The organism is Rhodovulum kholense (assembly GCF_003053725.1).
Taxonomy (GTDB): domain Bacteria; phylum Pseudomonadota; class Alphaproteobacteria; order Rhodobacterales; family Rhodobacteraceae; genus Rhodovulum; species Rhodovulum kholense.
Genome location: NZ_QAYC01000008.1, coordinates 172983 through 198606 on the forward strand (window position 1 = coordinate 172983; position 25624 = coordinate 198606).

The window sequence follows — 25624 nt, forward strand, 5'->3', positions numbered from 1 at the left end:
CGGGCGCTCAGTTCGCCTTCAGCTCCTTCGACAGGGTGACGGCACCTGTCCGGCCCGCCAGCCGCGCGCGGTAGATCGGCAGGGCCTCGGTGACCCGCATCACGTAGTTGCGGGTCTCGGTGAACGGGATCAGCTCGATCCAGTCGATCACGTCGACCCCGGCCGCGCGCGGATCGCCCTGTTCAGACACCCAGCGATGCGCCCGGCTGGGCCCGGCATTGTAGGCTGCGGCGACCAGCACCGGGTTGGGGCCGAATTCCTCGACCAGATGCGCCAGATAGGCCGCACCGAGACGCGCGTTATAGGACGGATCGGCGGTCAGGGCGGAACTGGAATAGCGCACCGACAGCTCGTCGGCCATCGCCTTGGCGGTGGTCGGCATCAGCTGCATCAGCCCCAGCGCCCCGGCGCCGCTGGCGACGGAGGGGTCGAACTCGCTTTCGCGGCGCACGATCGACAGCACCAGCTCGGTCGGCACCGGGTGCCGGGTGCGGGCGATCTCGGTCACCGGGAAATAGGCCTCGACCATGACATTGCCGGTCTCGGCGGCGGTCTTGGCGATGCGCAGCGCGACATGGTGGTCGTTCAGTTCCAGCGCCAGCCCCGCCAGCGCGCGCTGCCCGGCCGGATCGGCGCTTTCGGCCAGATGGGTCAGGAACATCTCGACCAGATTCTGTTCGCCCGCCTCGTGCAGAAGAAAGGCGGCCGAAACCACCGAGCTGCGCGCGAAAGGCTGGGCGCGCCAGTCGGGGTAATAGTCACGCCCGGCGAGCGAGGGGTCCATGGCGATGCCGCCGCGCTCGGCCGCGAGAAGCCCGTAAAAGCTGGTCTGGAACTGGGCGCCCATCGCATAGGCGGCGCGGGCCTCCTGCGGATGGCGCATCGCCTCGAGCGCGCGGCCTTCCCAGTAGCCGGCGCGGCCCAGGCTGATCGGGGTCCGGACCGCCGCCTCGAAGGCGCGGAAATGGGTCAAGGCGGTCTCGGGCTTGTCGAGGAAGCGCAGCGCGATGAAGCCCGACAGCCATTCCAGTTCGGCATAGCTTGCGCCCGCGCTCAGATGGTGGCGCGAGGCGAGGCGATAGGCGAGCTTCGGGTTGCCCTCGCGCAGCACCTGATGAGCATAGTACCGCCGCCACCCGGCCCAGAGCGCCGGGCGTCCGAGGCTTTGGGCCGACGTGCTGCGCTCGTCCAGAAGCGCGATGGCATCCTCGCCCCGGCCCTTGCGGGTGCGCCACATGAAGCGTTCATAAGCGAGGCCCGGATCGTTCCGAAGCGAGGTCGGCACCGCCGCGATCCGGGCGTCGACCCCCGGGTCCTGATTGCGGAGCGCTATCCGCGCCGCGGCAAGCTTCTGCCAGCCTTCGGGCACGAGGCTCAGCATCCGCCCGGCCGAAATGTCGTGCCCCTCCCACAGAAGCGTGTCGAGCCGGGCCACATGCTGCCCGGCCAGCGTGCGGCCGAACCGCGCCAGAAGCGCCGACTGTGCGGCTTCGGACAGCGGCAGGCTTTGCCAGGCCGCCACCGCCGCCGCCTGGGCCTCGCCGGTCCGGCCCAGCGCCGCCTCGGCCTCGACCAGCCGCAGCGCGCCCTCGCCCGTGACCGGGGCCCGCCCGCCGAAGAAGGCCACCACCGCCGCCGGATCGTCTCCGGCCCCAATCGCGCCCTCGCCCGAGGTCCGCACCTTGTCGAGCCCGGGCCAGTCGGGATTGCGGGCCAGAAAGGCACGGTAGTCGTCAAGGCTGCCCTCGCCCGCGCGCAGCCTGCGCCACTCGACGATGTCGAGCGCGACCTGACCGGCCGGACGGGCCAGTTGACGGGCCTCGGCCCAGCGGTCGGCGCGAACGGCGACCATGGCCTTGGCAAGGGCGGTGGGCTCGGCCGCGAGGACCGGAGCAGCCAGTGAAATCAGGAAAAGCAGGATCAGGGCACGCATGTCGGGGCTGGGTCGGCAAAGGGCGATTGGCAAGGTCTCACGCAGCGGTCTATGCGGGCAATTCACAAACTTGGCAACGGGCGGCCGGCGCTATAGGGTCCGGCGCGCTGCGCGGGCGCACGACTCGCGCCAAGGCTATCAGAACAGGCCATCGAACACAGATGAAAAGGAGCGTGTCATGATAAAAGGGTCCCTTCCAGCCCTGGTGACGCCGTTCAAGGACGGCGCCGTGGATTTCGACACGCTCAAGCGTCTGGTCGACTGGCAGCTGGCCGAAGGCAGCCATGGCTTCGTCCCGGTGGGCACCACCGGCGAAAGCCCCACGCTCAGCCATGCCGAGCATGAGGCGGTGATCGAGGCGGTGGTCAAGACCGTCGACGGCCGGGTGCCGGTGGTGGCGGGCGCGGGCTCGAACAACACCTCCGAGGCGGTGCGCTTCATGCAATATGCCGAAAAGGTCGGGGCCGATGCCGCGCTGGTGGTCACGCCCTATTACAACAAGCCGACCCAGGCGGGCATGATCCGGCATTTCACCGAGCTGCACGACTGCTGCGAGTTGCCGATTATCATCTACAACATCCCCGGCCGGTCGGTCGTCGACATGACCCCCGAGACCATGGGCGAGCTGGCGAAGCTGCCCCGGATCATCGGCGTCAAGGACGCGACCGGCGATCTGTCCCGCGTGCCGAAACAGCGGATCACCTGCGGCCCCGACTTCCTGCAGCTGTCGGGCGAGGACGGCACCGCGCTGGGCTTCAACGCCCATGGCGGGCGGGGCTGCATCTCGGTCACCGCGAACGTGGCGCCCCGGCTTTGCGCCGAGTTCCAAGAGGCGACTCTTGTGGGCGACTATGTCAAGGCGCTGGAGCTGCAGGACCGGCTGATGCCGCTGCATATCGCGATCTTCCTCGAACCGGGCGTCGCCGGGGCGAAATACGCGCTGTCGCGGCTGGGCAAATGCAGCGAAGAGGTCCGCTCGCCGCTGGTCGGACTGACCGAGGGCACCAAGGACCGGATCGACGCCGCCATGCGGCATGCCGGGCTCTTGAACTGAGCGGGCCGGACGGGCTGCGTCCCGGCGAGGTGGCGGCCGGGGATCTCGGCCCCGCCGACGGTCCGGCGCTGCGCGTCATCGGCCGGGCACGGACGCCCTGGGGCCCCGAAGACTGCCCCAAGAATATCCATCGGGCGCGCGAACGGGGCGCGCCCGCCATCCTTGAGATCGATCCGGTCTTCGCACCGGCGCTGTCAGGGCTTGCGGTCGGTCAGCCGGTGATCGTGCTGTACTGGATGGACCGGGCGCGCCGCGACCTGCTGGTGCAGGCGCCGCGCCATGTGGACGGTCCGCGCGGAACCTTCGCGCTGCGCTCGCCGAACCGGCCCAACACCATCAGCCAGTCGACAGTGACCATTACCGCGCTCGATCTGCGCGCCGGGAGCGTAACCGTCGATGCGCTCGACTGCTTCGACGGCACGCCGCTGCTTGACATCAAGCCCTGGCTTGCGTCGGTCGACCTGCCGCCGGGAACGGCTGATTAGGGCCTACTCGACCATCACCTCGATCGGCTCTGACATGACCGGCGGATCGTGGGGCACGTGGTTCGCGTCGCCCAGGAGCAGCCAGAGCGTATGCGGACCAGGTTCAAGCTCGATCGTGGTTTCGGTCTGGCCGCCGCCGAAATGGATGTGATGGTCGTCTGCCGGAACAGCCTGCGAGAAATCGAAGCCCTCTTGCGGCGCGTCGACGATCAGGTGGTGATGGCCGCTGGCGGGCGCGTCGGTGCCGGCCGGCACCACCTCCATGCCCTCGATGCCGAAGACGACCGACAGCGGCGAGGACACCGTGGCGCCATCTTCAGGACTGACGATGAACACCCGCGCGCCGTCGGGCGAGGGCGTCCGGTGGTCATCGGCCAAAGCCGGAACCGCCAGCGCCGTCAGCGCGGCAAATGCCAGGGACGGAACCAGACAAGAGACCGCGAACGGCTTGGCTGGGGACAGAGTGGCGGGGCGAGCGTACATGGGGTCCTCCCTTCCTGTGCAGGCCTGCGGGGCGCGGTCCGGTCGCCCGGACCGGGCCCGGTCAGGAGCTAGCCCGGACCGGCACCGGATCAATCCGGCGTGCAATCGGCGAGGCTGGAGGAAACCCCTGGGGCGCACCGGTCACACCAACCGAAGTCACCATTCACGTGGTGCGCCCCAAGTAACATTGCACTTGCTACAGGCCAGATACGCGACCCTTCACACAGGATCGGTAACAACACGTCGATCCATAACTCCGATATGGCGCTTCGATTCGGACCGCAGTCGGGAAGAATTATGATCAAATTTGATATGTCTTCGACGGACCGACAAACGTGACCCTGGGTCACTTTGGACAACCGTTTCCGCCAGAGCCCGCAGCCGCGGGCCGAGGCGCCGTTTCGGGCGCTGAGGCCCCGAGTCCGTTTCGGGGGCGGAAACTGTGACGCTGCCCGGATGTTGCCACAATCGCACCGCGCAATTCCGAAACGCTGCGTTTCGCGAAATGCAACATAAGCTGCGGCCGAGGGCGGGCGCCCTTTCATGGCGGCCCGCGATAGCCTATATCGCCTCCACCATGGCCAATGCGAAGTCCGACCCGAACTACAAGGTGATCGCCGAGAACCGGCGGGCCCGTTACGATTACGCGATCGAGGACGACCTCGAATGCGGGATCATGCTGCAGGGCTCCGAGGTCAAGTCGCTGCGCGAGAACGGCGCCAACATCGCCGAAAGCTATGCCTCGGTCGAGGACGGCGAGCTGTGGCTGGTCAACGGCTATGTCCCGCCCTTCGAACAGGCCCGCACCTGGGGCCATGAGGAACGCCGCAAGCGCAAGCTTCTGGTCAGCCGCAAGGAAATGGCTCGGCTCTGGTCCGACACCCAGCGCAAGGGCTACACGCTGGTGCCGCTGGTGCTGTACTTCAACCACAAGGGGCTGGTGAAGCTGAAGATCGGCATCGCCAAGGGCAAGAAGACCCAGGACAAGCGGGAAACCGAAGCCAAGCGCGACTGGCAGCGCCAGAAGGCCCGGCTTTTGAAGGACCACGGCTGACACCCGCCTTGCCTCGGCACGGGCGCCGTTCTAAGGGAAACGGTGTCTGCGCAGCCGGAGGGGGAGGTCATGAGCTACGACGATCCGAAAACGCTGGTCTCGACGGACTGGCTTGCGGCGCATCTGAACGATCCCGATCTGAGGATCCTCGATGCCTCCTGTCGACCGGTCTTTGCCACCGACACCCCGCGCGATCCCCGCGCCGAGTATCAGGCGGCCCATATTCCCGGCGCGCGCTTCTTCGATATCGACGAGATTTCCGACCAGCGGTCGACCCTGCCGCACATGGCCCCGCCGCCCGAGAAGTTTATCAGCCGCCTGCGCGCCATGGGCGTGGGCGACGGCCATCAGGTGGTGGTCTATGACAGCGCGGGCCTGTTCTCGGCCGCCCGGGTCTGGTGGACCTTCCGGCTGATGGGCAAGACCGATATCGCGGTGCTGGATGGCGGCTTTCCGAAATGGCGGGCCGAAGAGCGCCCGGTCGAGGACCTGCCGCCGATGGTGCGCGACCGCCACATGACGGTTCAGCGCCAGGCCGGGCTGGTCAAGGACGTGACCCAGGTCGCGGCCGCCTCGAAGCTTGGCGATTACGAGATCGTCGATGCCCGCGGGGCCGCGCGCTTCGAGGGCAAGGACCCGGAACCGCGGCCGGGGCTGCGCTCTGGCCATATTCCCGGCTCGAAGAACGTGCCCTTCGCGACCCTGCTGAACCCCGATGCCACGATGAAAAGCCCCGAGGCGCTGAAAGCCGTGTTCGAGGCCGCCGGGGTCGACCTGAAAAAGCCGGTCATCACCTCCTGCGGCTCGGGCGTGACGGCCGCCATCCTCAGCCTCGCGCTCGAGGTGATCGGGCATCGCACCCATTCGCTCTATGACGGCTCGTGGTCGGAATGGGGCATGTACGGAGACCTTCCGGTCGAAACGGGACCTGCACGATGCTGAACCGCCTTTCCCCGCAAAGCCCTGACAAGATCATCGGGCTGATGCAGCAATTCCGCGCGGACCCGCGCACGGACAAGATCGACCTCGGCGTCGGCGTCTATCGCGACGCCGAGGGCCGGACCCCGGTGATGCGGGCGGTCAAGGCGGCGGAAGAGACCCTGTGGCGCACTCAGGACAGCAAGGGCTATGTGGGCATCGAGGGCGATCCGGCCTTTCTCGACGCGATCCGGACGCTGGTCCTGGGCGAGGCCGTGCCCGCGGGCCGCGTCGCCGCGGTGGCGACCCCCGGCGGCACCGGCGCGGTGCGGCAGGCGCTGGAGCTGGTGCGGCTTGCCGACCGCAAGGCGCGGGTCTTCATCCCGGCGCCCTCCTGGCCCAACCATGCCGCCATCGTCAATTTCCTGGGGCTCGGCGAAGTCGCCTACCGCTATTACGACGCCGGGGCGCATGCGCTCGACATCTCGGGCCTTCTGGCCGATCTCGAGACCACCGGCCCGGGCGATGTGGTGATCCTGCATGGCTGCTGCCACAACCCCACGGGCGCCGAGCTGACGCCGGCGGACTGGGCCGCGATTGCCGAGATCCTGGGCCGCACCGGCGCGCTGCCGCTGGTCGATCTGGCCTATCTGGGCTTCGGCGCCGGGCTTGAGGCCGATGCCGCCGGGCTGCGGCTGCTGGCCGGGGCGCTGCCCGAGATGCTGGTCTCGGTCAGCTGTTCGAAGAATTTCGGGCTGTACCGCGAACGCGTGGGAGCGGTGCTGGCGCTGACCCCGGACGAGACCGCGCGCGAGCTGGTGCGAGGGAACCTCTCGAACCTCAACCGCCAAAACTTCGCCTTCCCGCCCGATCACGGCGCGCGCGTGGTGACCGCGATCCTTGGCAATGCCGAGCTTCGGGCCGACTGGGCCGCCGAGCTGGAAACCATGCGCAGCCGGATCGAAACCCTGCGCCGAACGCTGGCCGACCGGCTGCGCGAAACCAGCGGGTCGGACCGCTTCGCCTTCCTCGCCGGGCAGAAGGGGCTTTTCTCGCTGATCGGCGCGACCCCGGACCAGGTCGCCGCGATGCGCGAGACCCATGGCGTCTATGTGGTCGGCGACGGGCGGATCAACCTTGCCGGGCTGTCGGAGACCAATATCCCGAAAGTGGCCGAGGCGATGCTGGCGGCCGGGCTCTAGCCCGCCCCGTCCAGCGCGGCACAGGCACAAAAGGAAACGGCGGGGAACTTCCCCGCCGTTCGCATTCTTGAGGACCCGGGTCGCGGCTCAGCTGTGGTAGGCCGACTCGCCGTGGCTGGTGAGGTCGAGGCCCTGACGTTCGCTGTCGGTATCGACACGCAGGCCGACGATCATGTCGACGATCTTGTAGGCGATCACCGAAACCACACCGCACCACACGATGGTGACCAGCACGGCCTCGGCCTGAACGATCGTCTGACCGATGGTCGAGTAGTCCTCGCCGCCCTGACCGCCGAACATCGAGCCGCCGAAGAGGCCGGTGCCCAGCGCGCCGACGATGCCGCCGATACCGTGCACGCCGAACACGTCCAGCGCGTCGTCATAGCCGAACTTGGCTTTCACGGTCGCCACGAAGAAGTAGCAGATCGGCGACACGATCAGGCCCAGCAGGATGGCACCGATCGGACCCAGCTGGCCGCAGGCCGGGGTGATCGCGACGAGGCCCGCAACCATGCCCGAAGCGGCCCCCAGCATCGAGGCCTTGCCACGGGTCAGCGCCTCGACGGCCGACCAGGACAGGATCGCGGCGGCGGTGGCAACGAAGGTGTTGATGAAGGGCAGGCCGGTGAAGCCGTTGGCTTCGAGGTTGGACCCGGCGTTGAAGCCGAACCAGCCGATCCACAGCATCGAGGCCCCGACCATGGTCAGCGTCATCGAGTGGGGCGCCATGTTCTCTTTGCCAAGCCCGATGCGGGGACCGACCATGATGGCACCGACCAGCGCCGCGATCCCGGCGTTGATGTGGACCACGGTCCCGCCGGCGAAGTCCAGCGCGCCAAGGTTGAACAGCAGGCCCGCTCCGTCCCAGACCATGTGGGCCACCGGGAAGTAGCAGAAGGTCGTCCAGATCGCGATGAAAAGCAGCACGGCCGAAAATTTCATCCGCTCGGCGAAGGCGCCGACGATCAGCGCGGGCGTGATGACGGCAAAGGTCATCTGGAAGGCGATGAACACGTATTCGGGAATCACCACGCCGTCGGTGAAGGTCGCGGCGGTCGAATCGACGGTGACGCCCGACAGGAACAGCTTGCCGAAGCCGCCCCAGAACGGAGAGGTGCCGCCGCCGAAGGCGAAGGAGTAGCCCCAGAACACCCAGATCACCATCATCATCGCGGTGATCAGCGTGCACTGCATCAGGACGGACAGCATGTTCTTCTGACGCACGAGGCCGCCGTAGAACAGCGCCAGGCCCGGCATGGTCATGAACAGAACCAGGATCGTCGCGGTCATCATCCAGGCGGTGTCGCCCTTGTCCATGATCGGCGCGGCTTCGGCGGCGGCCTCGACGGCCGCGGCGGCATCCTGTGCCAGCGCCGGAAGCGCCGCGGCCGTCGCGGTCAGCGCCGCCAGGCCGAGAATATGTTTGATATTCGCCATTTTCGTTGTCTCTCTATCCCTGATACGTCCGCGTCACACCGCGTCTTCGTTGGTTTCGCCGGTCCGGACACGCACCGCCTGGTTCACGTCCAGCACGAAAATCTTGCCGTCGCCGATCTTGTCGGTCTTGGCGGTCTTGGCGATCGTCTCGACGACCTGATCGGCCATGGCCGAGGTCACGACGATTTCGAGTTTCACTTTCGGAACGAAGTTCACGGCATATTCCGCACCGCGGTAGATCTCGGTGTGACCGGACTGCGAGCCGAAGCCCTTGATCTCGGTCACCATCATGCCGCGCACGCCGATTGCGGTGAGGGCTTCCCTCACTTCCTCCAGCTTGAACGGCTTGATTGCAGCAATGATGAGTTTCACGTTGTGCCCCTCCGTTGAGCAGGTGGCCCCTGCGGGTTTTCACAGCGGCAAGGAAGGGCCGCGAAGCCCACCGGACACAAGCGGATCGAGGTCAGGAACCGGGCGTGAGGCGGGCGATAATGCACAATTTTTGCACAGATATGCATCTACGCTGTAATTTCGGGCATTCTGAAAACCCGCCGCGCGACGCCTTCGACCTCCACAATCCGGCGCGCGCGCGATATGGTGCGGGCAAAAGGCAGACGAGGCAGTCGACGGAAATGGGCAGCACGGGACGCAGGCCGCCGCCCCTGGTGGCGGATCGGCGCTATCCGAAGAAAACCGCGCGCAAAGCGCAGCCGAGCGGCCGCAAGCCCCGGACCCGCAGCGGCGGGGGCAGTGGCGGCGGACGGCGGGGCGGGCGCACAAGGCGCGGAAATCCGCTTTTCCGTGCGATCTCGGGCCTCTTTCGCGGCCTCTTCCGGTCGCTTCTGGGCACGGCGGTGCGGCTGGCGCTGCTGGGCGTTTTCATCATCGGCTGCGGGGTCTTCTACTTCCAGCAGCAACTGCCCGAGATGACGGCGCTTCTTGACGGGCGGAATCGCGGCTCGGTCACCCTGCTCGACCGCGACGGCAAGGTCTTTGCCTGGCGCGGCGAACAGTTCGGCGGCCAGATCACCGCCACGACCGTCGCCCCTGCGCTGAAGAACGCCGTCGTCGCGACCGAGGACCGCCGCTTCTACCGCCATTTCGGCATCAGCCCGCGCGGCATCGCCGGGGCGATTCGGATCAACCTCGCCGAGGGACGCGGCCCGCTGTCCGGCAACGGCGGGTCCACCATCACCCAGCAGACCGCCAAGCTTCTGTGCCTGGGCGTGCCCTACGATTCGAAGACCTGGAAGACCGAGGCCGCCTATGAGGCCGACTGCCGCCGCACCACGCTGGGCCGGAAGATCAAGGAAGCCCTCTACGCCATGGCGATGGAGGTGAAGTACACCAAGGACGAGATCCTGACGATCTACCTCAACCGCGCCTATCTGGGCGCGGGCACGCGCGGCTTCGAGGCCGCCGCCCAGCGCTATTTCGGCAAGTCCGCGAACCAGGTCAACGTCTCGGAGGCGGCGATGCTGGCGGGGCTCCTGAAGGCCCCCACGACCTATGCGCCTACCAACAACCTGCAACGCTCGCGCGACCGGGCGAACCTGATCATCGGGCTGATGCAGGACCAAGGTTACATCACGCCGAAACAGGCCGCCATCGCCAAGGCCAACCCGGCGAAGCTGTCCGAAGCCGCCGAGTCGCGCGCGGGCGGGTATTTCGCCGACTGGGTGATGGGCGCGGGCCCCGATTTCCTGACCCGCGACACCACCGAGGACGTGATCATCCGCACCACCTTCGATGCGCGCATCCAGAAGGCGGCCGAAGACGCGCTGAAGGAGGTGTTCGAGACCAAGGTCAAGGACGGCTCGAAGGCCGAGGCCGCGATCATCGTGATGTCGGCCGACGGCGCGGTCCGGGCCATGGTGGGCGGGCGCCAGACCGCGGTCGGCGGGTTCAACCGCGCGACCATGGCGCTGCGGCAGACCGGGTCGTCGTTCAAGCCTTTCGTCTATGCCGCGGCGCTCGATCTGGGCTACACCCCCAACGCGACCGTGGTGGACGAGCCCTATACCATCAACGTGCCCGGCTCGGGCCCCTATTCGCCCGACAATTACGACCACAAGTTCCGCGGCCGAGTGACCCTGACCGAAGCGCTGCAGCATTCGCTGAACATTCCGGCGGTCAAGGTGTCCGAGGCGGTGGGCCGCGAGAACGTGCGCCGCATCGCCCATGACTTCGGGCTTCAGGCCGATCTGGCCGCGGGCCCCGCGCTGGCGCTGGGGGCCTCTGAATCGACCCTGATCAACATGACCGGTGCCTATGCAGGCATCCTCAACGGCGGGTCGAGCGTGACCCCCTACGGCCTGACCGAGCTGCGGCTGAAGGGCGATGACACACCGCTGATGGGTCAGGAGGGCGGCATGGGCGAACGGGTGATCTCCGAACGCGCGGCCCAAAGCCTCGTCTACATGATGTGGCGCGCGGTCGAGGCGGGGACCGGGCACCGGGCCAAGCTGGCCGACCGTCAGGTCGCGGGCAAGACCGGCACCACCTCGGCGGCGCGCGATGCCTGGTTCATCGGCTTTTCGGCCGATTACGTGGCCGGGGTCTGGATGGGCTATGACGACAACACGCCGTTGAAGGGCGTGACCGGCGGCGGCCTGCCCGCCGAGATCTGGCATGAGGCCATGGTCCGGGTCCACGAGGGCGTGCCGCCCCGGCCGCTGCCGATGCTGCTGCCCGAAGAGGCGCCGCCGCCCGTCGCCGGCGAGCCCGGCTATCCGGGCCAGTCGGCCGGGCCCGGGACCGGCGGATGGGGCCAGCAACAGCCTGCGCAGGACAACCGCGACGACGGCGGCAACCTGGCCGAGAACATCCTGCGCAGCGTCCTCGGGGCGTTCGGCGCCCGAAACTGACCTGTCGCGGCCGACCCGACCTGGCCGCCGAGCCAGTCCGCTCGGCCGCGCGGCCCGTCATGGAATGCAGAGCCGGGGCGGCATTCCTCGTCGCGGCCGGGGAGGAAGAGACTTTGCCCAGCACATGTCATGAGGCCGCAGAGCGGGAAGCCCTTACCTTCGACGAGCGCTGGCAGTCTGGAAACGCCCCGCACGGCGGCGAGGCAGAGCCGCTCCATCGCCTTTCCCATCGTCAGATGCATCGCGCTGACGGCGATGGTCTGGCATGGTCACCCGACCGGACTTTTCCTCGTCAAACGGGTCGATCCAGGGAACGTCGCCGCCCAGCGAGACGCGTTGCAGGCGGTCTTCAGGCGGAGTCCGGGGCCGGCTGGCCTGCCCATCGCCGAGAGCCCGGACCAGCCCGACATATAGTCAGCCCGACGCAAGCAGAGCCCCGCGTGCGCCTCAGCTTGAGGTCGAAACCGTGTCGCAGTCTGCTGCGGCCGACGGGGAGCCTGCGCGTCCCGAAAGAAACTTTCGGGGAAGGCAGGCCCCTCAGCGCGCGGACATGCGCCCGGCCCCGGGGCAGTGCCAAGGGCTTGCGGAAACCGTCGCCAAGCCGGACGGCCGGTGTCAGCCCAGCGATCGAAGGTCGCGGGTCAGCGCGCCAATATCGCCGCGGCGCTTGTCCAGCAGGGCGCCGATCTCGGTTCGCTCGCTGGCCAGCATGTTCACACCTTCGATGAAGATGTTGAAGAACTTGTTGCTGCCCGAGCGGTCGGAGACCAGGAACACCACCTCGACCGGGGACTGGCCGCGCAGCAGCGCGGTCGACTTGACCTCGTAGAAGTTCTTCACCTGGCGCGCCTGGTTCACCTTGATATCACCGCCGACAAATTCGCGGAAACGGCGGCCATACTTGCGGGCGATATAGCCCTGGAAGGCATCAGTGAAGGCGCTCAGCTGCGCCGAACTGGCCTGCCGCGCGGCAACGCCCAGAACGGACCGTGCAATCACCGACACATCGGCATAGCGCGCGAAGATCCGCTCGAATTTCGAGAACATCTGGGCTTCGGATCCGCCCGAATTGATCGCGCTATTGATGTCGCCGACCACGCTGTCGATCAGGCGCGAGGCCTCTTCGGTGGTCAGGGCAAGGGCGCGTCCGGGCGTCAGGCCGGACACGGCCAGGGCGGCACCCGCCGCCAGACCGGTCAGCAACAGGTTGCGGCGGGTCGGGGCGAGGACGGGCTTACTGGGCATTGGGGTCTTCATAGGGATCCTCGTAGGGGTCGAAGTAATCGGTCTCTTGGTTGCGGCTCAGCTTGTGGCGCCGGCTGTCCAGATAGATCTGGCGCGACTGCGCATAGCTGTCTGCGCTTTCATATAGGACCGAATCTACGAGATCCGAATTTTCATATCGTGCATCCGCGCCCCGAAGGACGCCGGTGCCGGTCATCACATTGCGCTCTTCGGAGTTGGCCAGGGGGCGCAGCGGGTTCATCGCGAAATCGACGGCGCGGCCAACCATGGCGCGTTCGGTCATCGGACCCAGCACCGGGAATTCGACATAGGCGCCCTCGCGCATGCCCCAGACATAGAGCGTTTCGCCGAAATCGGTATCGACCTTCGTCGCGCCCATCCGCGTGGCCGGGTCGAAGATCCCGCCCAGCCCAACCGTGGTGTTGATCAGGAACCGCGTGCCGTTCTGCACCGCATCGCCGGGGCGGAACTGCAGCAGGCTGTTGATCATCGCACCGGGCAGCGACAGGTTCGAGGCGAAATTGCTGACGCCGGTCCGGACCGGACGCGGCACCGACTTGCCATAGGCGGTCGAGACAGGGCGGAAAACCCCGCGGTCGAGCGACTTGTTGGCCTCGTGAATCTGCCGGTTCCGCGATTCGTAAGGGTCACGGATCGTGCCGGGCGCCTCGGGGCGCGCGCAGGCGGACAGAAGAAGGACAGTGGAAAGAACCGCAAGACGGCCCGACCACAAGGTGGCTTTCCGCAAAGACGACACGAGCTGGATCCAGTCTTATATCGAGACCCAGTCAAGGAACCACGCTCTGGCGCGGATCACAAGAGCCGACGCGCACCGGACGGCCCCGGCGTTGCAGGAATTTTACGGGTTCCGCCCGGCACGGCGCGGGGGTAGCTTCGGCCCGAACCGACGATCCACCCCTTTCGGAGAGACCACATGAGCGGCAAATACGAGGCCAGACTGGCCGAGCTCGGCGTCACCCTTCCCGATGCCCCCGCCCCCGCAGCGAATTACGTGCCCTACGTGACCTCGGGCGCGCTGGTCTTCGTCTCGGGCCAGGTCTCGGCCCGGGATGGCGCGATGATCCAGGGCAAGCTGGGCGCCGACATGGACGTGGCCGCCGGCGCCGAGGCCGCCAAGGCCTGCGCGATCTCGCTTCTGGCCCAGCTCAAGGCGGCCTGCGGCGGCGAACTCGACCGGCTGGTCCGGGTGGTCAAGCTGACCGGCTTCGTCAACTCGACCCCGGACTTCGGCGAGCAGCCCAAGGTGATCAACGGCGCCTCGGACTTTCTGGTCGAGGCGCTGGGCGATGCCGGGCGGCATTCGCGCTCGGCGGTCAGCGCGGCCTCGCTGCCCTTCGGCGTCGCGGTCGAGATCGAAGGCATCTTCGAAATCGCATGAGCCCCCTGCCTCCGGCCTTCCTGACGGGCCCCCTCGCCCACCGCGCGTTCCATGACCGCGCGGCCGGGCGGCCCGAGAACTCGATCGAGGCGGTGCGCGCCGCCATCGCTGGGGGCTACGGCATCGAAATCGACATCCAGCCCTCGGCCGACGGCGTGCCGATGGTGTTTCACGACTACGACCTCGCCCGGTTGACGGGCGAGACCGGCCCGGTGACGGGCCGGACCGCGGCCGAGCTGGGGTCTATTCCGCAGACCGGCGGCAGGCACGGCATCCCGACGCTGACGCAAGTGCTGGACGAGGTCGCCGGGCGCGTACCGCTGCTGATCGAAATCAAGGATCAGGACGGGACGATGGGTGCCGATGTCGGTCCGCTGGAACGGGCGGTGGCCGGGGTACTCAAGGGCTATGACGGCCCGATCGCGCTGATGTCCTTCAACCCGCACAGCGTGGCCGCGCTGGCCGAGGCCGCGCCCGACCGGCCGCGCGGGCTGACGACCTGCGCCTACGAGGCGAAGGACTGGCCGACGCTGCATGCCCCGGTGCGGGACACGCTGCGCGAGATCCCCGATTACGACCGGGTCGGCGCCTCGTTCATCTCGCATCTGTGGCGCGATCTGGCGCGGCCGCGGGTGGCCGAACTCAAGGCCCGGGGCGCTGCGATCCTGTGCTGGACGATCCGCAGCCCCGCCGACGAGGCCATTGCCCGCACGGTCGCCGCGAACGTCACCTTCGAGGGCTATGCCGCGGCGCGGCACGCTTGACCCGGCCCCCGGCGGCCCCACCTCAAGGGGAAAGCCGGGGCAGGACAGATGCGCGCGCGTGAACTCGAGGCAGACCAGGTCGAGATCGAGGTACTGACCTCGATCGACCAGATCGACGAAAACCAGTGGCAGGCCTGCGCCTGCCCCGAAGCGGCAGATGGCGGCCGTCCCGAAGATCCGTTCACCACCTACCGCTTTCTCGCGGCACTGGAGGACAGCGGCTCGGTCGGGCCCGGCAGCGGCTGGCAGCCGCATCATCTGGTGGCCCGCGACGAAGGCGGCGTCTTTGCCGTCGCGCCGCTTTACGCCAAATCCCACAGCCAGGGCGAATACATCTTCGATCATGGCTGGGCCGACGGCTATGAACGGGCGGGCGGGCAGTATTACCCCAAGCTGCAGATCGCGGTGCCCTTCACGCCCGCGACCGGCCGCCGCTTTCTGACCCGCCCGGGGCAAGAGACGCGCGGCCGGGCGGCGCTGGTCGAGGGCGCGGTACGACTGGCAGCCCAGAACGCGCTGTCGTCGGTTCACATCACTTTCTGCACCGAGGCCGAGGCCGAGGCGGGCCGCGAGATGGGGCTGTTGCACCGCGTGACCCAGCAATTCCACTGGGAAAACCGCGCCTATCCCGATTTCGACGCCTTCCTCGCCACGCTGTCCTCGCGCAAGCGCAAGAACATCCGCAAGGAACGCGCCACGGCGCAGGACTTCGGCGGCTCGATCCGGGCGCTGACCGGCGACGAGATCCGGCCCGAGCACTGGGACGCTTTCTGGCGGTTCTACCAGGATACCGGGGCGCGGAAATGGGGCACGCCCTACCTGACGCGCGCCTGCTTCGACCGGCTGCACGAGACCATGCGCGACGACATGCTGCTGGTGCTGGCCGAACGCGACGGCCGACCGGTCGCGGGCGCGCTGAACTTCATCGGCCGCTCGCGGCTTTACGGGCGCTACTGGGGCTGCATCGAGGATCACCCCTGCCTGCATTTCGAGTTGTGCTATTATCGCGCCATCGACTTCGCCATCGCCCAGGGCCTCGATACCGTCGAGGCGGGGGCGCAGGGGATGCACAAGCTGTCGCGCGGCTACCTGCCGACGCCCACCCATTCGCTGCACTGGATCGCAGATCCGGGGCTGCGCGCCGCGGTCGACCACTTCCTGCGGGCCGAGCGCGAGGCCGTCGCCGAAGAGATCGAGGTAATCACCGCCTACGGGCCGTTCCGCAAGACCGCGAAAGACCAAGAGGAGGAACAGGAATGACCGGAAAACTGACCGAGGACGAACGCAAGCTGGAACTGTCGCCGTTGTTTGCCCAGGGCTGGGCGGCGGTCGAGGGGCGCGACGCCATCGCCAAGACCTATGAATTCGGCGATTTCGTCTCGGCCTTCGGCTTCATGACCCGCGCCGCGCTCTGGGCCGAGAAGATGAACCACCACCCCGAATGGACCAATGTCTACAAGACCGTAGAGGTCACGCTGTCGACCCATGACGCGGACGGGCTGACCATGAAGGACGTGGACCTCGCGCGAAAGATGGACACGCTGGCCTGAGCGCGGACGCCCGCCCCCGAAGGGACGGGCGCAGGTCCTAGATCTGTTCCAGCAGGGTCTCGCCCGCCGAGATCGAGCATTCGCCCGGGCTGGCCTCGACATTGAGTTTCTTCACCACGCCGTCCTCGACCAGCATGGCATAGCGCTTGGACCGCGAAATCAGCCCGACCGGCGGCGCGTCGAAATCCATGCCGATGGCCTTGGTGAAGCTGGCATCGGCATCGGCCAGCATGGTGATACCCGCCGCATGCGCGCCGGTCGCCTCGCCCCAGGCCTTCATCACGAAGGGGTCGTTGACGGCCACGCACATGATCTCGTCGACACCCTTGGCAGCCAGCTTGTCCTTCGCCTTGATGAAGCTTGGCATATGCGCCGAATGACAGGTGGGCGTGAACGCCCCCGGCACCGCGAACAAGACCACCTTGCGGCCCTTCAGCTTGTCGGCCAGCGAGACGGCGCCCGGCCCGTCCGCCCCCATTTCGGTAAAGCTCGCCTCCGGCAGTCGGTCGCCTTCGGAAATCGCCATGACATCTTCCTCCTGATGCATTGCATTGCGTTTCGCGGCTCAGATAGTGTGCAGGCCGGATCGTGCCAGAGCGGAACCCCAGAGCGAACCCCAATGCCCCACATCGTCATCATCGGCGCCGGCCAGGCAGGCGCGGCGCTGGCCGCGAAACTGAGGGCGCTTGGCCATGCGGGCAAGCTGACCCTGATCGGCGACGAGGCCGCGCCGCCCTATCAGCGCCCGCCCCTGTCGAAGAAATACCTGCTGGGCGAGATGCCGCTGGACCGGCTTTATCTGCGCCCGCCCGCCTTCTACGCCGAGGCCGGGATCGATCTGCGCCTGGGCACGCCGGTGAAAGGCATCGACCGTGCCAGCGGCCGCGTGCTGCTGGAGGGCGAGGAAATCGCCTATGACATGCTGGCGCTCGCCACCGGCGCCGCCCCCCGGCGGCTGCCCGCCGAGATCGGCGGCGCGCTCAAGGGCGTGCATGTGGTCCGCAGCCTCGCCGATGTCGACGCGATGGCGCCCGCCTTCCGCCCCGGCTCCCGAGTGCTGATCGTCGGCGGCGGCTATATCGGGCTCGAGGCGGCGGCCGTCGCGTCCCGTCTGGGGCTGAAGGTCACCCTGATCGAGGCCGCGCCGCGCATCCTGCAGCGCGTGGCCGCGCCCGAGACCTCGGACTGGTTCCGCGCGCTGCATGCCGCCCATGGCGTCGAGATCCGCGAGGCGACCGGCCTGACCCGGCTTGTGGGCGAAACCGGCGTCACCGGCGCCGAGCTGGCCGATGGCAGCATCATCGAGGCCGATTTCGTCATCCTCGGGATCGGCGTCGCCCCCGCGACCGCGCTGGCCGAGGCGGCCGGGCTGACGGTCGAGGCAGGCATCGCGGTCGATGCGATGGGCCGGACCTCGGACCCCGCGATCTGGGCCGCGGGCGATTGCACCAGCCTGCCCTATCGGGGCGGCCGGATCCGGCTGGAAAGCGTGCAGAACGCCATCGATCAGGCCGAGGCGGTGGCGGCCAACATGCTGGGCGCAGACACCCCCTATGTGCCCAAGCCGTGGTTCTGGTCCGACCAGTACGACGTCAAGCTGCAGATCGCGGGGCTGAACCTCGGCTATGACCGAGTGGTGGTGCGCCCCGGCGACCGCGCGGGCAGCCTGAGCCACTGGTATTATCGCGGCGCCGAGCTGCTGGCGATCGACGCGATGAACGACCCGCGCGCCTACATGACCGCCAAGCGTCTGATAGAGGCGGGCCGCTCGCCCGATCCCGCCACCGTCGCGGCCGGCGACCTCAAGGCGCTGATGACGGCATGAGGATCGTGGCGGGCCGGTTCCGGGGCCGGGCGCTGGCCTCGGTCGGCAAGGGCGATCCGGCGGCGCATCTGCGCCCCACGACCGACCGGGTGCGCGAAAGCCTCTTCAATCTGCTGCTGAACGGCGGCTATGGCGACCCGGTCGACGGTGCGCGCGTGCTCGATCTTTTCGCGGGCACCGGCGCGCTGGGGCTCGAGGCGCTTTCGCGCGGCGCCGCCCATGTCACCTTCGTCGATGACGGCACCAAGGCACTGGCGCTGATCCGCGAGAATGTGGTGCTGTGCCGGGCCGAGGCCGAGTGCACGATCCTGCGCCGGAACGCCACCCGTCCCGGCCCCGCCCCCGAGGCGCCCGCGACGCTGGTCTTCCTGGACCCGCCCTATGGCAAGGGCCTTGGCGAACGCGCCCTGGCCGCCGCGCTTGCGGGCGGCTGGATCGCGCCGGGGGCGCTGATCGTCTGGGAAGAGGGCGCGGCGGTGACCCCGCCCGAGGGAGTCGCGCTTCTGGACAGCCGCCGCTATGGCGAAACCGGAATATACATCCTCGAAGCCCTCTGACCGGCTTGCCGAGCAGCCCCCGCCCCCCCATCTGATCGGCCATGACCGAGCCTCTGAGCCACGACACCGATGCCGCCCTGATCGCCGCCGCGCGCAGCTATTTCGCCGCGCGGCGCGCGCGCGTGCCGGCCTTTGCCCGGCGCCGGTTCGGGATCGTCGGCGCGCTGCGGCTGCATCGTCATGCGCTGGGCTGGGACGTGCTCAAGGCGCCGGTCAACGTGATGCTGTCGCCGGTGCTGATCCTGTCCCGGCTGGGCGCCTGGGGGGCGGGACGCATGGGCGCGCGGCGCGTCTCGGCCTGGCTCGGCACGCGGCAGATCCTGCTGCCCACCGCCGTCGCCACGGCCGCGGAACGCGCGGTGGTGGTCGACCTTCTGGAACTGCCTTGGGACGGCCCCGGCGGCGCCAGCGGCAAGGATGCGCTGGCCCGCGCGATCCTCGCCCGGCCCGACCTTGCGGCGCTGGTCGAGGCGCGGGCCGAGGCCCCCGCCCTGGGCGCCCGGGCACTCGGGGACTATGGCGGCACCCGCTCGGCGGTGGCCGAGATGACCACGGCGCTGGGCACGATGGGCGCGGGCGCATTGGCCTTCCAGTCGCTGACGCCCGGCATGGTGTCCTTCGCTCCCGGGATCGCCGCCATCGTCGCGCATCAGGCCGCCATTGCCGCCTTCCCGCTGGGGGGGCTTCTCGGCACCGCCTGGTACGGGATCTTTCCCACGGCCGCGCCCGCCTGGATGACCGTCGCGATCACCGTGCCTCTGATCGGCCTCGGCGCGCTGGTCGCCGCCTTCGCGGGCGTGATCGCCGACCCGGTGCAGGTGGCGCTCGGGATGCATCAGCGCCGCCTCAACCGGCTGATCGACGCCCTCGAGGATGCCTTCACCGGCACCGGGCGGCGCGGCTTCGCCGCACGCGAACATTATTTCGCGCGGCTTCTCGACCTTTCCGACGCGGGACTGGCCGCGATCCGGCTGATGCGTGGTTGAGCCAGCCCGGAGCCAGGCCCCGTGGCACCTGTTGCGTCATGGGTATTTGAACCAAGCAGAAGGACGAACCGTAAGCGGTTCAACTGACCCGCGCTGATGAGCCCGTTCTCCGATATCGCAAGGGTCTGTCTTGGCGCGACGCGCTGACCTGCAACGGGATTTTGCCTCCACCATCGATGACCGTCGGGCCTGACCTGAAGACGGAAAATGAAACGGACGAGCAGATCATCGGCATCCTGGCCGAGTCTGAGGCGGGTGCGACATGCGCGGACCTGTGCCGCAGGTCACGCGTCAGGCAAACGGCATGTCGGACGGGACCTTCCGCAATTGGACGGCCCGGTTCAGAGGCCTGACGGTGCGGGACTTGGCCAATAAGCGCCGGAGGCTCGGCGATCCGCCCACACCTGAGCTATCCTTTGCGTTTATGGGCTTAGAGGAGCCTGCAGACCGTGTCGAAGGTCTGGCATGACGGCACGCAGCAATGCACGGAACGGGCGGCGGGCGACTGAGCCCGACACCCCCGGGAGCCAAACTCCGGAAGTCCCGGGGTCAGAGACCGGCGGCTTCGCCAGTCGGAAGTTTTTTCCGATGACAGACGATTTTCCCCCGAGCCCGGGGCGGTCGATCTTTTCGGCAAACCGATGGAGCCGCTCCGCGACCGGCAGCGGCGGCCCTGCTTCCGGAAAGACAAGGCAAACCGGGACCTTGTGGCCGCGCGCCGTGCGGCGGGCTGGTCGCATGGGAGGATCGCGGCCGAGCTCGTGACCTTTCCCCCTGCCGTCCCTCGATCATAGCGAGACACCTTTGGTTTGATATTGGTCGGTTTCGGGTTGGGCTAGCGCGCCGGGCGCGGGGCCCTCCGAGCGCCCAGGCGCCCGGCGCGCGTCGGACGGGATCTGAGTCCCGCCCCCCTCCCGTTCCTCCGAGATGCCGGTGTCGGCGATCAGCGCGAGGATCTCGTGGCGGCAATCGCCGTTCACGGCCAGGATGCGGAACCGGCCTTTCCCCATGTCGTCTGATCCTTCAGGTTGGGCTGACTTCACATCGCGACGAGGGAACTTCCGGCCTGCACCTGCCCGATTGGCCAGGCGTTGACGCAAGATCGAAGGCGCGAAATTGGCTGCCCCCAGACCTTGCGAGTGGATCTGCAGTTCCGGGTCTTCGGGGCTGGACAATTCCGTCGTCGAACCGATCAGCAGCGGCCGGGACCGGGCTTTCAATTGCCGATGATCGCCACGCCGAGAAATTCGCGGGCCGTCGCGGCCCGTTCAGAACCATGCAGGATCAGCCTGGCGCGGATCTCGGTCCGGCCGTCCGGAAGGGTTCCCGCAGGGACCGGAACGAGATGGACCTGCTCGGCGGGGGACGTGGCAGCGGTCGCGCCGAAGGGAGACACCGAGCCGATGCGGAGCCCCTCCGGCGTCTCAAGCACCAGCTCGGCGCCCGCCGGCAGCGGCCCCGTGCGCACGGCAAGGACCAAAGGGTCCGACCCCGAGACCACATCGATCACCGGCGGGTCCGTGCCGGTTCCGCCGCCCGCCGCCTGAGAAGCTGCGGCGGCGGCCCAGACAAGGACCGCGGCCGCCGGTCCGGCCGGCGCGCGGAGGATGCGGGTCAGAAGCTTTCCAAGACGACCGATTTGAAGACCCCCTCCAATGGCGCGGATTCGAGTGTCCGGTCTTCCCTCCCCGTTCCCGAAGCCGCCAGCGTCACATCGATCGCACCACTTTCCGGCAGCGTTCCGGCTTCACGCAGGCGCTCCACGGCATCGGTCACGTCGATGACCGCCGTGAAATCGTGGCCATGGCCGTGCAACATGCCAAAGAACTCGAACGAGCCGGCGAAACCGGGGCTGTCCTCGGACAGCTCGGGCGTCTCCCCGGCGGGAGACACGAAGACATCGAAGCGCAGCCCCTTTACCGTCCTCGGAGGCGTGAAGGTGACCTGGGCAACCTGCCGCGTTTCTTCCGCCCCGGCGGCGGCCGCGCCTTCGGGCAGCGAAAGACTGGCGGTGGCCCCCTCGTTCAGGCCGAAGCCTTCATTTGCCTGGGCGGTTGCATTGGGAGCGATGCCGCGCCGGGACTGCAGCCCCGCGGCGGAAGCGGACCCCGAGCCAGGCGTGTAGGCATAGCCCCAGGGCGCGATGTCCATCGAGGCGCCGGCGGTGCTGGGGGCAGGTTGCCCGGCATCGCCGATGTAGAAGAGGAAGGGCTCGGGGTCGAAGCGCGGGGCCTCCTCTGCCGTGGGCAAGGCGGTCCGGCCCGCAGTCCGTTCTTTCGTCGTCCAGACGTCCCAGAGCCGGTCGACATTGCAGTGATGCATGAAGAAGATCGGATCGACCGAGGACAGAAGCGAGGGCATCCAGCCGCCCGCGGCGTTGCCCAGATCGTTGTGCACCTTGTTGTGCGGCTGACCCTCGAGGATGGCGGCGCCCACACCCTGGTGGTGGTTCTGGCTTTCGGGACTGTTGAACCCGGTGCGGGCCTGCCCGCTTCCGACCACGGTCGTGAAGATCTCGGGCCGGAGCCCGGCCTCGATGACCGGCAGCATGACCGCATCCGAGGCGGGCGGGGTCAGATCCGGGGCGGCGGCCGTCTTCGAGCGCCCGTCGGCGGGATTGGCGTTGAAATTGGGTTGCACGCCCGTGGTCCAGAAGCTGTCGAAATCGGGGAAGCCCCGCAGGTTTTCCTGTTGCTTCTGCGCATCGCTGAGGCCGTTCCAGAAGGCCTCGATCGGGTCGTGATAGGCGCTCTCGAAGCTGTCCCAGTCCGGGTAATGGCTGCTCGAGGGATCGAGGGCGTTGTCGGGATAGGTGCTGCTGGCGAAGAACGTGTCCGCGACGAAGGGATCGGCGGTCCAGTCCCAGTAGGGCATGGCAAAGGCTTCGTCCTCGCCGTAGATCCGGACGATCCGTTCCAGATGGGCGACATAGGGGCGGTGCCAGACGAAGAACCACCAGTTGCCATGCGGGCAGTCCATCAGGTGGATCATCGCGTAGCGGAACCAGTTATGGGGGTCCGAGGGATCGAGCGCCCACATCGCGGCAACGGCCTTGCGATAGGTCTGCAGGTGGGCGATGCCCTCTTCGCTGGTCATGCTGACGCGCAGGTGGCTGGCCTGCCCGGCGGCGCTGCGGGCAAGGAAAGGCACGGCAAGAAGAGCCGCCCCGCCTTTCAGGACAGTGCGGCGGTTCGTGGGAATCGCTCCGGTCATCTGACATGCTCCCGATGGCAATCAATGGTCGCTGTCCGGCCGCGCCTGCGGGATGTCGCCGGGAAAACTTGTCAAGATTGGCCGAAAACCGTCACGGTCCGGAGCATCCTGCCGTCTGGCGCGGCAGGTCTGAAATTGTATCCGCAGTAATACCACGCCGAAGGGCTTTTTTGAATGAACTTTTAGGCTGCCCGCGCACCTGCCGCGAAAGACAGGAGGCTGCCGAGCTGTTGAAAACGTCGGCCGGACGAGGCGGTTCGCCCCCACCCTTGGTCGCGGGCGAAGCCGTGCCACTGGGGCAAACGCCCGTCTTTCCGCCTCAAGGCGGATATTTGGCCGCCCGGATGATGCCGGGGCCTCCAACCTGGCGCAGTGAGGCCCCAGCTTTGCGCGTTTCCGAAGTTCTGTGCAATGGCGGCGGGCAGGAAGCCCGGTCCTGCGCGCCGTTGGGGCCGCGAAAGCGTGACCGCGCCAGACCAGGCACCCGCAGCAATGGCTTGGTGCGCGGTCGCGGCCGAAGCTGCCGCAGAAGCCTGCTCACCCGCTGGCCGTGACGCCGCTGATCGCAGACATGCCGTCGCTGTCGCGGCCCGGCATCATGATGATCCCGTCTCCCGGCTCGATGCCGTCGGGAAGGGACACGCTCTCCATCAACGGCACGTCCATCGTCACGGTCGACCAGCCGATCTCGGCAATGGGCCCGTAGCTGACGTTGATCGAGCCGCCGCCGATCGCATCCAGCGTGGCTTCGGCGTGAACCATCTGTTCGGTCGCCTGTGTGGGCGACTGGTCCATATGGGAATGGTCCATCTGCGCCAGGGCGGCAGGTGCCAGGGAAAGCGAGAGTAGCTTGGAGACAAGGACTTTACGCATGAGAAGCTCCGTTCTGCGGCGTGAAAGATCAGTTGGCCGGGGCGGTTGCCACTCCGGACGAGGACAGGGGGGCGGGACAGGGGCCGGTTGGTGCGGGCCAGCGTGACCCGTTTCCAGATCACGAAGAGCGCCGGGATCACGAACAGGGTCAGCAAGGTTGCCGTGGCCATTCCGCCGATCATCGGCGCGGCAATGCGGCTCATGATCTCCGCCCCGGTCGCACTGCCGTACATGATGGGGATCCGCCCGGCGAAGATCGTGGCCACCGTCATCACCTTGGGCAGGACGCGCAGCAGATCTCCCTCGAAGACCGCGACCGACAGATCGAAGCCCATATACCAAATCAGCCAGACCCCGCCCGACAGCGCAACCGGAAGGGCCGCAAGGATGATCGCCACCTCCGTTATCCTCCGGAACGCCATGAACAGCATCAGCGTGATCGTCAGCAGCGTTGCCGAAGCCAAGAGCATCAGACGGACGCGGACCCGTTCGATATATTCGTGCTGCCCGGACCAGGCGATGGAATCGCCCGGCGGAAGGGTCAGTTCGCGGTTGACGGCCGCGCGGGTCTCGGCGACGAAACGGCCCAGGTCACGCCCGGCGATGTCGATGAAGACAAGCCCCGTGCGGCGGGCGTTTTCCGACCGGATCAAGCGCCACGTCGCGCGCGGCGGTGAATCCGGTGCGCATCGCGGGCCAGTCGAGATCCGCAACCTGGTCATGTGCAATCACGATGACACGCGCGTCGGGATGACAGCCCCTTGGGAAAAGACAAGTGCCCCGGTGCCTTGTGAGGTCTTCTGCGGATGACATTTGCGAGATGCGGGGCGCAGGCGATGGACGTTTCCGCGAACGGGCACGGTTCCGAAGCGATCATGACACGACTTGCAGGCGGGACCGGACGCCTTCCTTGATCTTGCGATGGCCATCGAGAAGGCTTCCAGATCGCGCTCGTTGCCCTCGGGACCGGTCAGGTCGGCCAGCAAGTCGGCCATCGCCCCGCGACCGGTGGGCATGCACCCGATCGCCTGCTTGTCACCGGCCACTGCCATGCAGGTGCCCCCCCGTCGGGGCCGAGCGGCAGTCCGGACGCGCCGGGGGGCTGCACGGCCGAATAGGCGAAGACGGCGGCGGCCTTGAAGGCATCCGCAGGGCGGTGCCGCTCACCCGCGTCCGGGTCACCCGAAGACAATCAGGGGCGATCAAGGCCCCGAGTTCGTCTCCCGCGATCCGGGTTGCTGGACCTATCAGCGCGGCGTGACCTTCGATTCCTCCCGCCCCGGAAGGCCCACGGACAGTTCTTTCAACGAGACCTTCAACGGCAAGCTCCGCCAGGAATGCCTGAACACACATAATTCCTGACGCTTGCGGATGCCCGCGAAAAGATGGGGCCTGGGCAAGGGTCCCACCATCAGGACCGCCCCCCCCAAAGCGCCATCTGGCACAAGGTGCTGACAGCGATTGCTGGTCCCCTCGGCGCAGTCGGCCCCCTGGCGCGGAAAGTCCCGCGTTTCCAGTTCCGGGTGGACCAGGGTTGAGGCATCTGGATGGTCGAGCAGGCTTCGCATCAGACTGGAGGCACACACGGGGCGCGGGTCGGCGTCTTCCCGAATGGCTTCTGCCGCGGGTGGCGCTGCCCTTTGGGCGCGCAATTCCTGTGCGGGCAACGTCTTCTGAGGAACGATCCCGCGCCCTCGCCCGATTTCTGGCGCCAAGGGGCTCTGATACCGTTATGTATATTGCATACACAACGTGGTGCGCGGATGCCTGGTGAAGATG

The 25624-nt window shown here is 67.7% G+C and carries 26 protein-coding genes and 2 pseudogenes; 15 read left to right on the top strand and 13 right to left on the bottom strand.

The genetic code is table 11. From position 1 onward, the window contains the following. Positions 1-7 precede the first annotated feature (7 nt). Complete coding sequence (locus tag C8N38_RS12300; protein ID WP_108027472.1) at positions 8-1933, bottom strand: lytic transglycosylase domain-containing protein; 1926 nt, start codon at positions 1931-1933, stop codon at positions 8-10. A 178-nt stretch (positions 1934-2111) separates the two neighbouring features. Here C8N38_RS12300 and dapA point away from each other — a divergent pair, with 178 nt between their 5' ends. Both dapA and C8N38_RS12310 read left to right on the top strand, forming a co-directional pair. Next, complete coding sequence (gene dapA, locus C8N38_RS12305; RefSeq protein ID WP_108027473.1) at positions 2112-2987, top strand: 4-hydroxy-tetrahydrodipicolinate synthase; 876 nt, start codon at positions 2112-2114, stop codon at positions 2985-2987. A gap of 29 nt (positions 2988-3016) precedes the next feature. After that, a complete protein-coding gene (locus C8N38_RS12310; protein WP_245895718.1) occupies positions 3017-3472 on the top strand; it encodes a TrmO family methyltransferase domain-containing protein in 456 nt (151 codons plus the stop codon). Between the two features lie 3 nt (positions 3473-3475). Here C8N38_RS12310 and C8N38_RS12315 read toward each other — a convergent pair whose 3' ends face one another. Then, positions 3476-3955 (bottom strand): DUF4399 domain-containing protein, encoded by a 480-nt coding sequence (locus C8N38_RS12315; RefSeq protein ID WP_108027474.1) that lies wholly within the window; start codon positions 3953-3955, stop codon positions 3476-3478. A gap of 577 nt (positions 3956-4532) precedes the next feature. On the opposite strand from C8N38_RS12315, the gene smpB reads away from it, so the two are divergent. The 3 genes from smpB to C8N38_RS12330 all read left to right on the top strand — a co-directional run bounded on the left by smpB (position 4533) and on the right by C8N38_RS12330 (position 7129). Then, positions 4533-5009 (top strand): SsrA-binding protein SmpB, encoded by a 477-nt coding sequence (gene smpB / locus C8N38_RS12320; protein WP_108027475.1) that lies wholly within the window; start codon positions 4533-4535, stop codon positions 5007-5009. 69 nt (positions 5010-5078) lie between these two features. Then, positions 5079-5951, top strand: a complete 873-nt coding sequence (gene sseA / locus C8N38_RS12325) for a 3-mercaptopyruvate sulfurtransferase (RefSeq protein WP_108027476.1) — start codon at positions 5079-5081, stop codon at positions 5949-5951. Continuing rightward, entirely contained in the window at positions 5945-7129 is a 1185-nt protein-coding gene (locus C8N38_RS12330; RefSeq protein ID WP_108027477.1) for an amino acid aminotransferase, read from the top strand. Before sseA ends, C8N38_RS12330 begins: the two co-directional genes overlap by 7 nt. Before the next feature lie 87 nt (positions 7130-7216). Here C8N38_RS12330 and C8N38_RS12335 read toward each other — a convergent pair whose 3' ends face one another. Both C8N38_RS12335 and C8N38_RS12340 read right to left on the bottom strand, forming a co-directional pair. After that, the gene (locus tag C8N38_RS12335; RefSeq protein ID WP_108027478.1) at positions 7217-8566 is read right to left on the bottom strand and encodes an ammonium transporter; all 1350 of its coding nucleotides are present in this window, start codon (positions 8564-8566) and stop codon (positions 7217-7219) included. 33 nt (positions 8567-8599) lie between these two features. After that, a complete protein-coding gene (locus C8N38_RS12340) occupies positions 8600-8938 on the bottom strand; it encodes a P-II family nitrogen regulator (RefSeq protein ID WP_075784302.1) in 339 nt (112 codons plus the stop codon). A gap of 260 nt (positions 8939-9198) precedes the next feature. Here C8N38_RS12340 and C8N38_RS12345 point away from each other — a divergent pair, with 260 nt between their 5' ends. Further along, positions 9199-11433 carry a transglycosylase domain-containing protein gene (locus C8N38_RS12345; protein ID WP_108027479.1) on the top strand — a complete coding sequence of 745 codons (2235 nt, stop codon included), beginning with the start codon at positions 9199-9201 and terminating at the stop codon, positions 11431-11433. A gap of 615 nt (positions 11434-12048) precedes the next feature. Here C8N38_RS12345 and C8N38_RS12355 read toward each other — a convergent pair. Beyond that, positions 12049-12678, bottom strand: coding sequence for an MlaC/ttg2D family ABC transporter substrate-binding protein (locus tag C8N38_RS12355; protein WP_108027481.1), 630 nt, complete (start codon positions 12676-12678; stop codon positions 12049-12051). Beyond that, a complete protein-coding gene (locus C8N38_RS12360) occupies positions 12668-13411 on the bottom strand; it encodes an MlaA family lipoprotein (protein ID WP_245895720.1) in 744 nt (247 codons plus the stop codon). Before C8N38_RS12360 ends, C8N38_RS12355 begins: the two co-directional genes overlap by 11 nt. A 201-nt stretch (positions 13412-13612) precedes the next feature. Between C8N38_RS12360 and C8N38_RS12365 the strand changes: the two genes are divergently transcribed. From C8N38_RS12365 to C8N38_RS12380, 4 genes are read left to right on the top strand one after another with little or no spacing between them, the layout of a single operon-like run. Beyond that, positions 13613-14077, top strand: coding sequence for a RidA family protein (locus C8N38_RS12365; protein ID WP_108027483.1), 465 nt, complete (start codon positions 13613-13615; stop codon positions 14075-14077). Continuing rightward, on the top strand, positions 14074-14841 hold the full coding sequence (locus C8N38_RS12370) for a glycerophosphodiester phosphodiesterase family protein (RefSeq protein WP_108027484.1): 768 nt from the start codon (positions 14074-14076) through the stop codon (positions 14839-14841). The genes C8N38_RS12365 and C8N38_RS12370 overlap by 4 nt, the downstream gene beginning before the upstream one ends. A 48-nt stretch (positions 14842-14889) precedes the next feature. Further along, complete coding sequence (locus C8N38_RS12375; RefSeq protein ID WP_108027485.1) at positions 14890-16101, top strand: GNAT family N-acetyltransferase; 1212 nt, start codon at positions 14890-14892, stop codon at positions 16099-16101. Continuing rightward, a complete protein-coding gene (locus tag C8N38_RS12380) occupies positions 16098-16391 on the top strand; it encodes a 4a-hydroxytetrahydrobiopterin dehydratase (protein ID WP_108027486.1) in 294 nt (97 codons plus the stop codon). Before C8N38_RS12375 ends, C8N38_RS12380 begins: the two co-directional genes overlap by 4 nt. Before the next feature lie 37 nt (positions 16392-16428). Here the strand turns inward: C8N38_RS12380 and C8N38_RS12385 are convergent, their stop codons facing one another. Next, on the bottom strand, positions 16429-16917 hold the full coding sequence (locus C8N38_RS12385) for a peroxiredoxin (protein WP_108027487.1): 489 nt from the start codon (positions 16915-16917) through the stop codon (positions 16429-16431). A 93-nt stretch (positions 16918-17010) separates the two neighbouring features. On the opposite strand from C8N38_RS12385, the gene C8N38_RS12390 reads away from it, so the two are divergent. From C8N38_RS12390 to C8N38_RS21930, 4 genes and pseudogenes are all read left to right on the top strand, one after another. Next, complete coding sequence (locus C8N38_RS12390; RefSeq protein ID WP_108027488.1) at positions 17011-18216, top strand: NAD(P)/FAD-dependent oxidoreductase; 1206 nt, start codon at positions 17011-17013, stop codon at positions 18214-18216. Continuing rightward, complete coding sequence (gene rsmD / locus C8N38_RS12395; RefSeq protein WP_108027489.1) at positions 18213-18773, top strand: 16S rRNA (guanine(966)-N(2))-methyltransferase RsmD; 561 nt, start codon at positions 18213-18215, stop codon at positions 18771-18773. The genes C8N38_RS12390 and rsmD overlap by 4 nt, the downstream gene beginning before the upstream one ends. 41 nt (positions 18774-18814) lie before the next feature. After that, complete coding sequence (locus tag C8N38_RS12400) at positions 18815-19759, top strand: DUF6635 family protein (RefSeq protein ID WP_245895722.1); 945 nt, start codon at positions 18815-18817, stop codon at positions 19757-19759. Between the two features lie 194 nt (positions 19760-19953). After that, positions 19954-20153: pseudogene (locus C8N38_RS21930) on the top strand (transposase); the annotation flags it as partial. Between the two features lie 394 nt (positions 20154-20547). Here C8N38_RS21930 and C8N38_RS21140 read toward each other — a convergent pair. The 6 genes and pseudogenes from C8N38_RS21140 to C8N38_RS22310 form a co-directional block, all read right to left on the bottom strand. Next, the gene (locus C8N38_RS21140; protein WP_146176267.1) at positions 20548-20979 is read right to left on the bottom strand and encodes a hypothetical protein; all 432 of its coding nucleotides are present in this window, start codon (positions 20977-20979) and stop codon (positions 20548-20550) included. Then, positions 20976-21269 (bottom strand): hypothetical protein, encoded by a 294-nt coding sequence (locus C8N38_RS12410; protein WP_108027491.1) that lies wholly within the window; start codon positions 21267-21269, stop codon positions 20976-20978. The genes C8N38_RS21140 and C8N38_RS12410 overlap by 4 nt, the downstream gene beginning before the upstream one ends. A 104-nt stretch (positions 21270-21373) precedes the next feature. Continuing rightward, the gene (locus C8N38_RS12415; protein WP_108027492.1) at positions 21374-22972 is read right to left on the bottom strand and encodes a tyrosinase family protein; all 1599 of its coding nucleotides are present in this window, start codon (positions 22970-22972) and stop codon (positions 21374-21376) included. Between the two features lie 537 nt (positions 22973-23509). After that, on the bottom strand, positions 23510-23845 hold the full coding sequence (locus tag C8N38_RS21935; protein WP_245895727.1) for a copper-binding protein: 336 nt from the start codon (positions 23843-23845) through the stop codon (positions 23510-23512). 176 nt (positions 23846-24021) lie between these two features. Further along, positions 24022-24498 (bottom strand): annotated as a pseudogene (locus tag C8N38_RS21940) (efflux RND transporter permease subunit); the annotation flags it as partial. Further along, positions 24437-24658, bottom strand: coding sequence for a copper-binding protein (locus C8N38_RS22310; protein ID WP_425440043.1), 222 nt, complete (start codon positions 24656-24658; stop codon positions 24437-24439). The pseudogene C8N38_RS21940 and the gene C8N38_RS22310, both read right to left, overlap by 62 nt. A 444-nt stretch (positions 24659-25102) precedes the next feature. Between C8N38_RS22310 and C8N38_RS22315 the strand changes: the two genes are divergently transcribed. Beyond that, a complete protein-coding gene (locus C8N38_RS22315; protein WP_425440044.1) occupies positions 25103-25207 on the top strand; it encodes an integrase core domain-containing protein in 105 nt (34 codons plus the stop codon). Positions 25208-25624 lie beyond the last annotated feature (417 nt).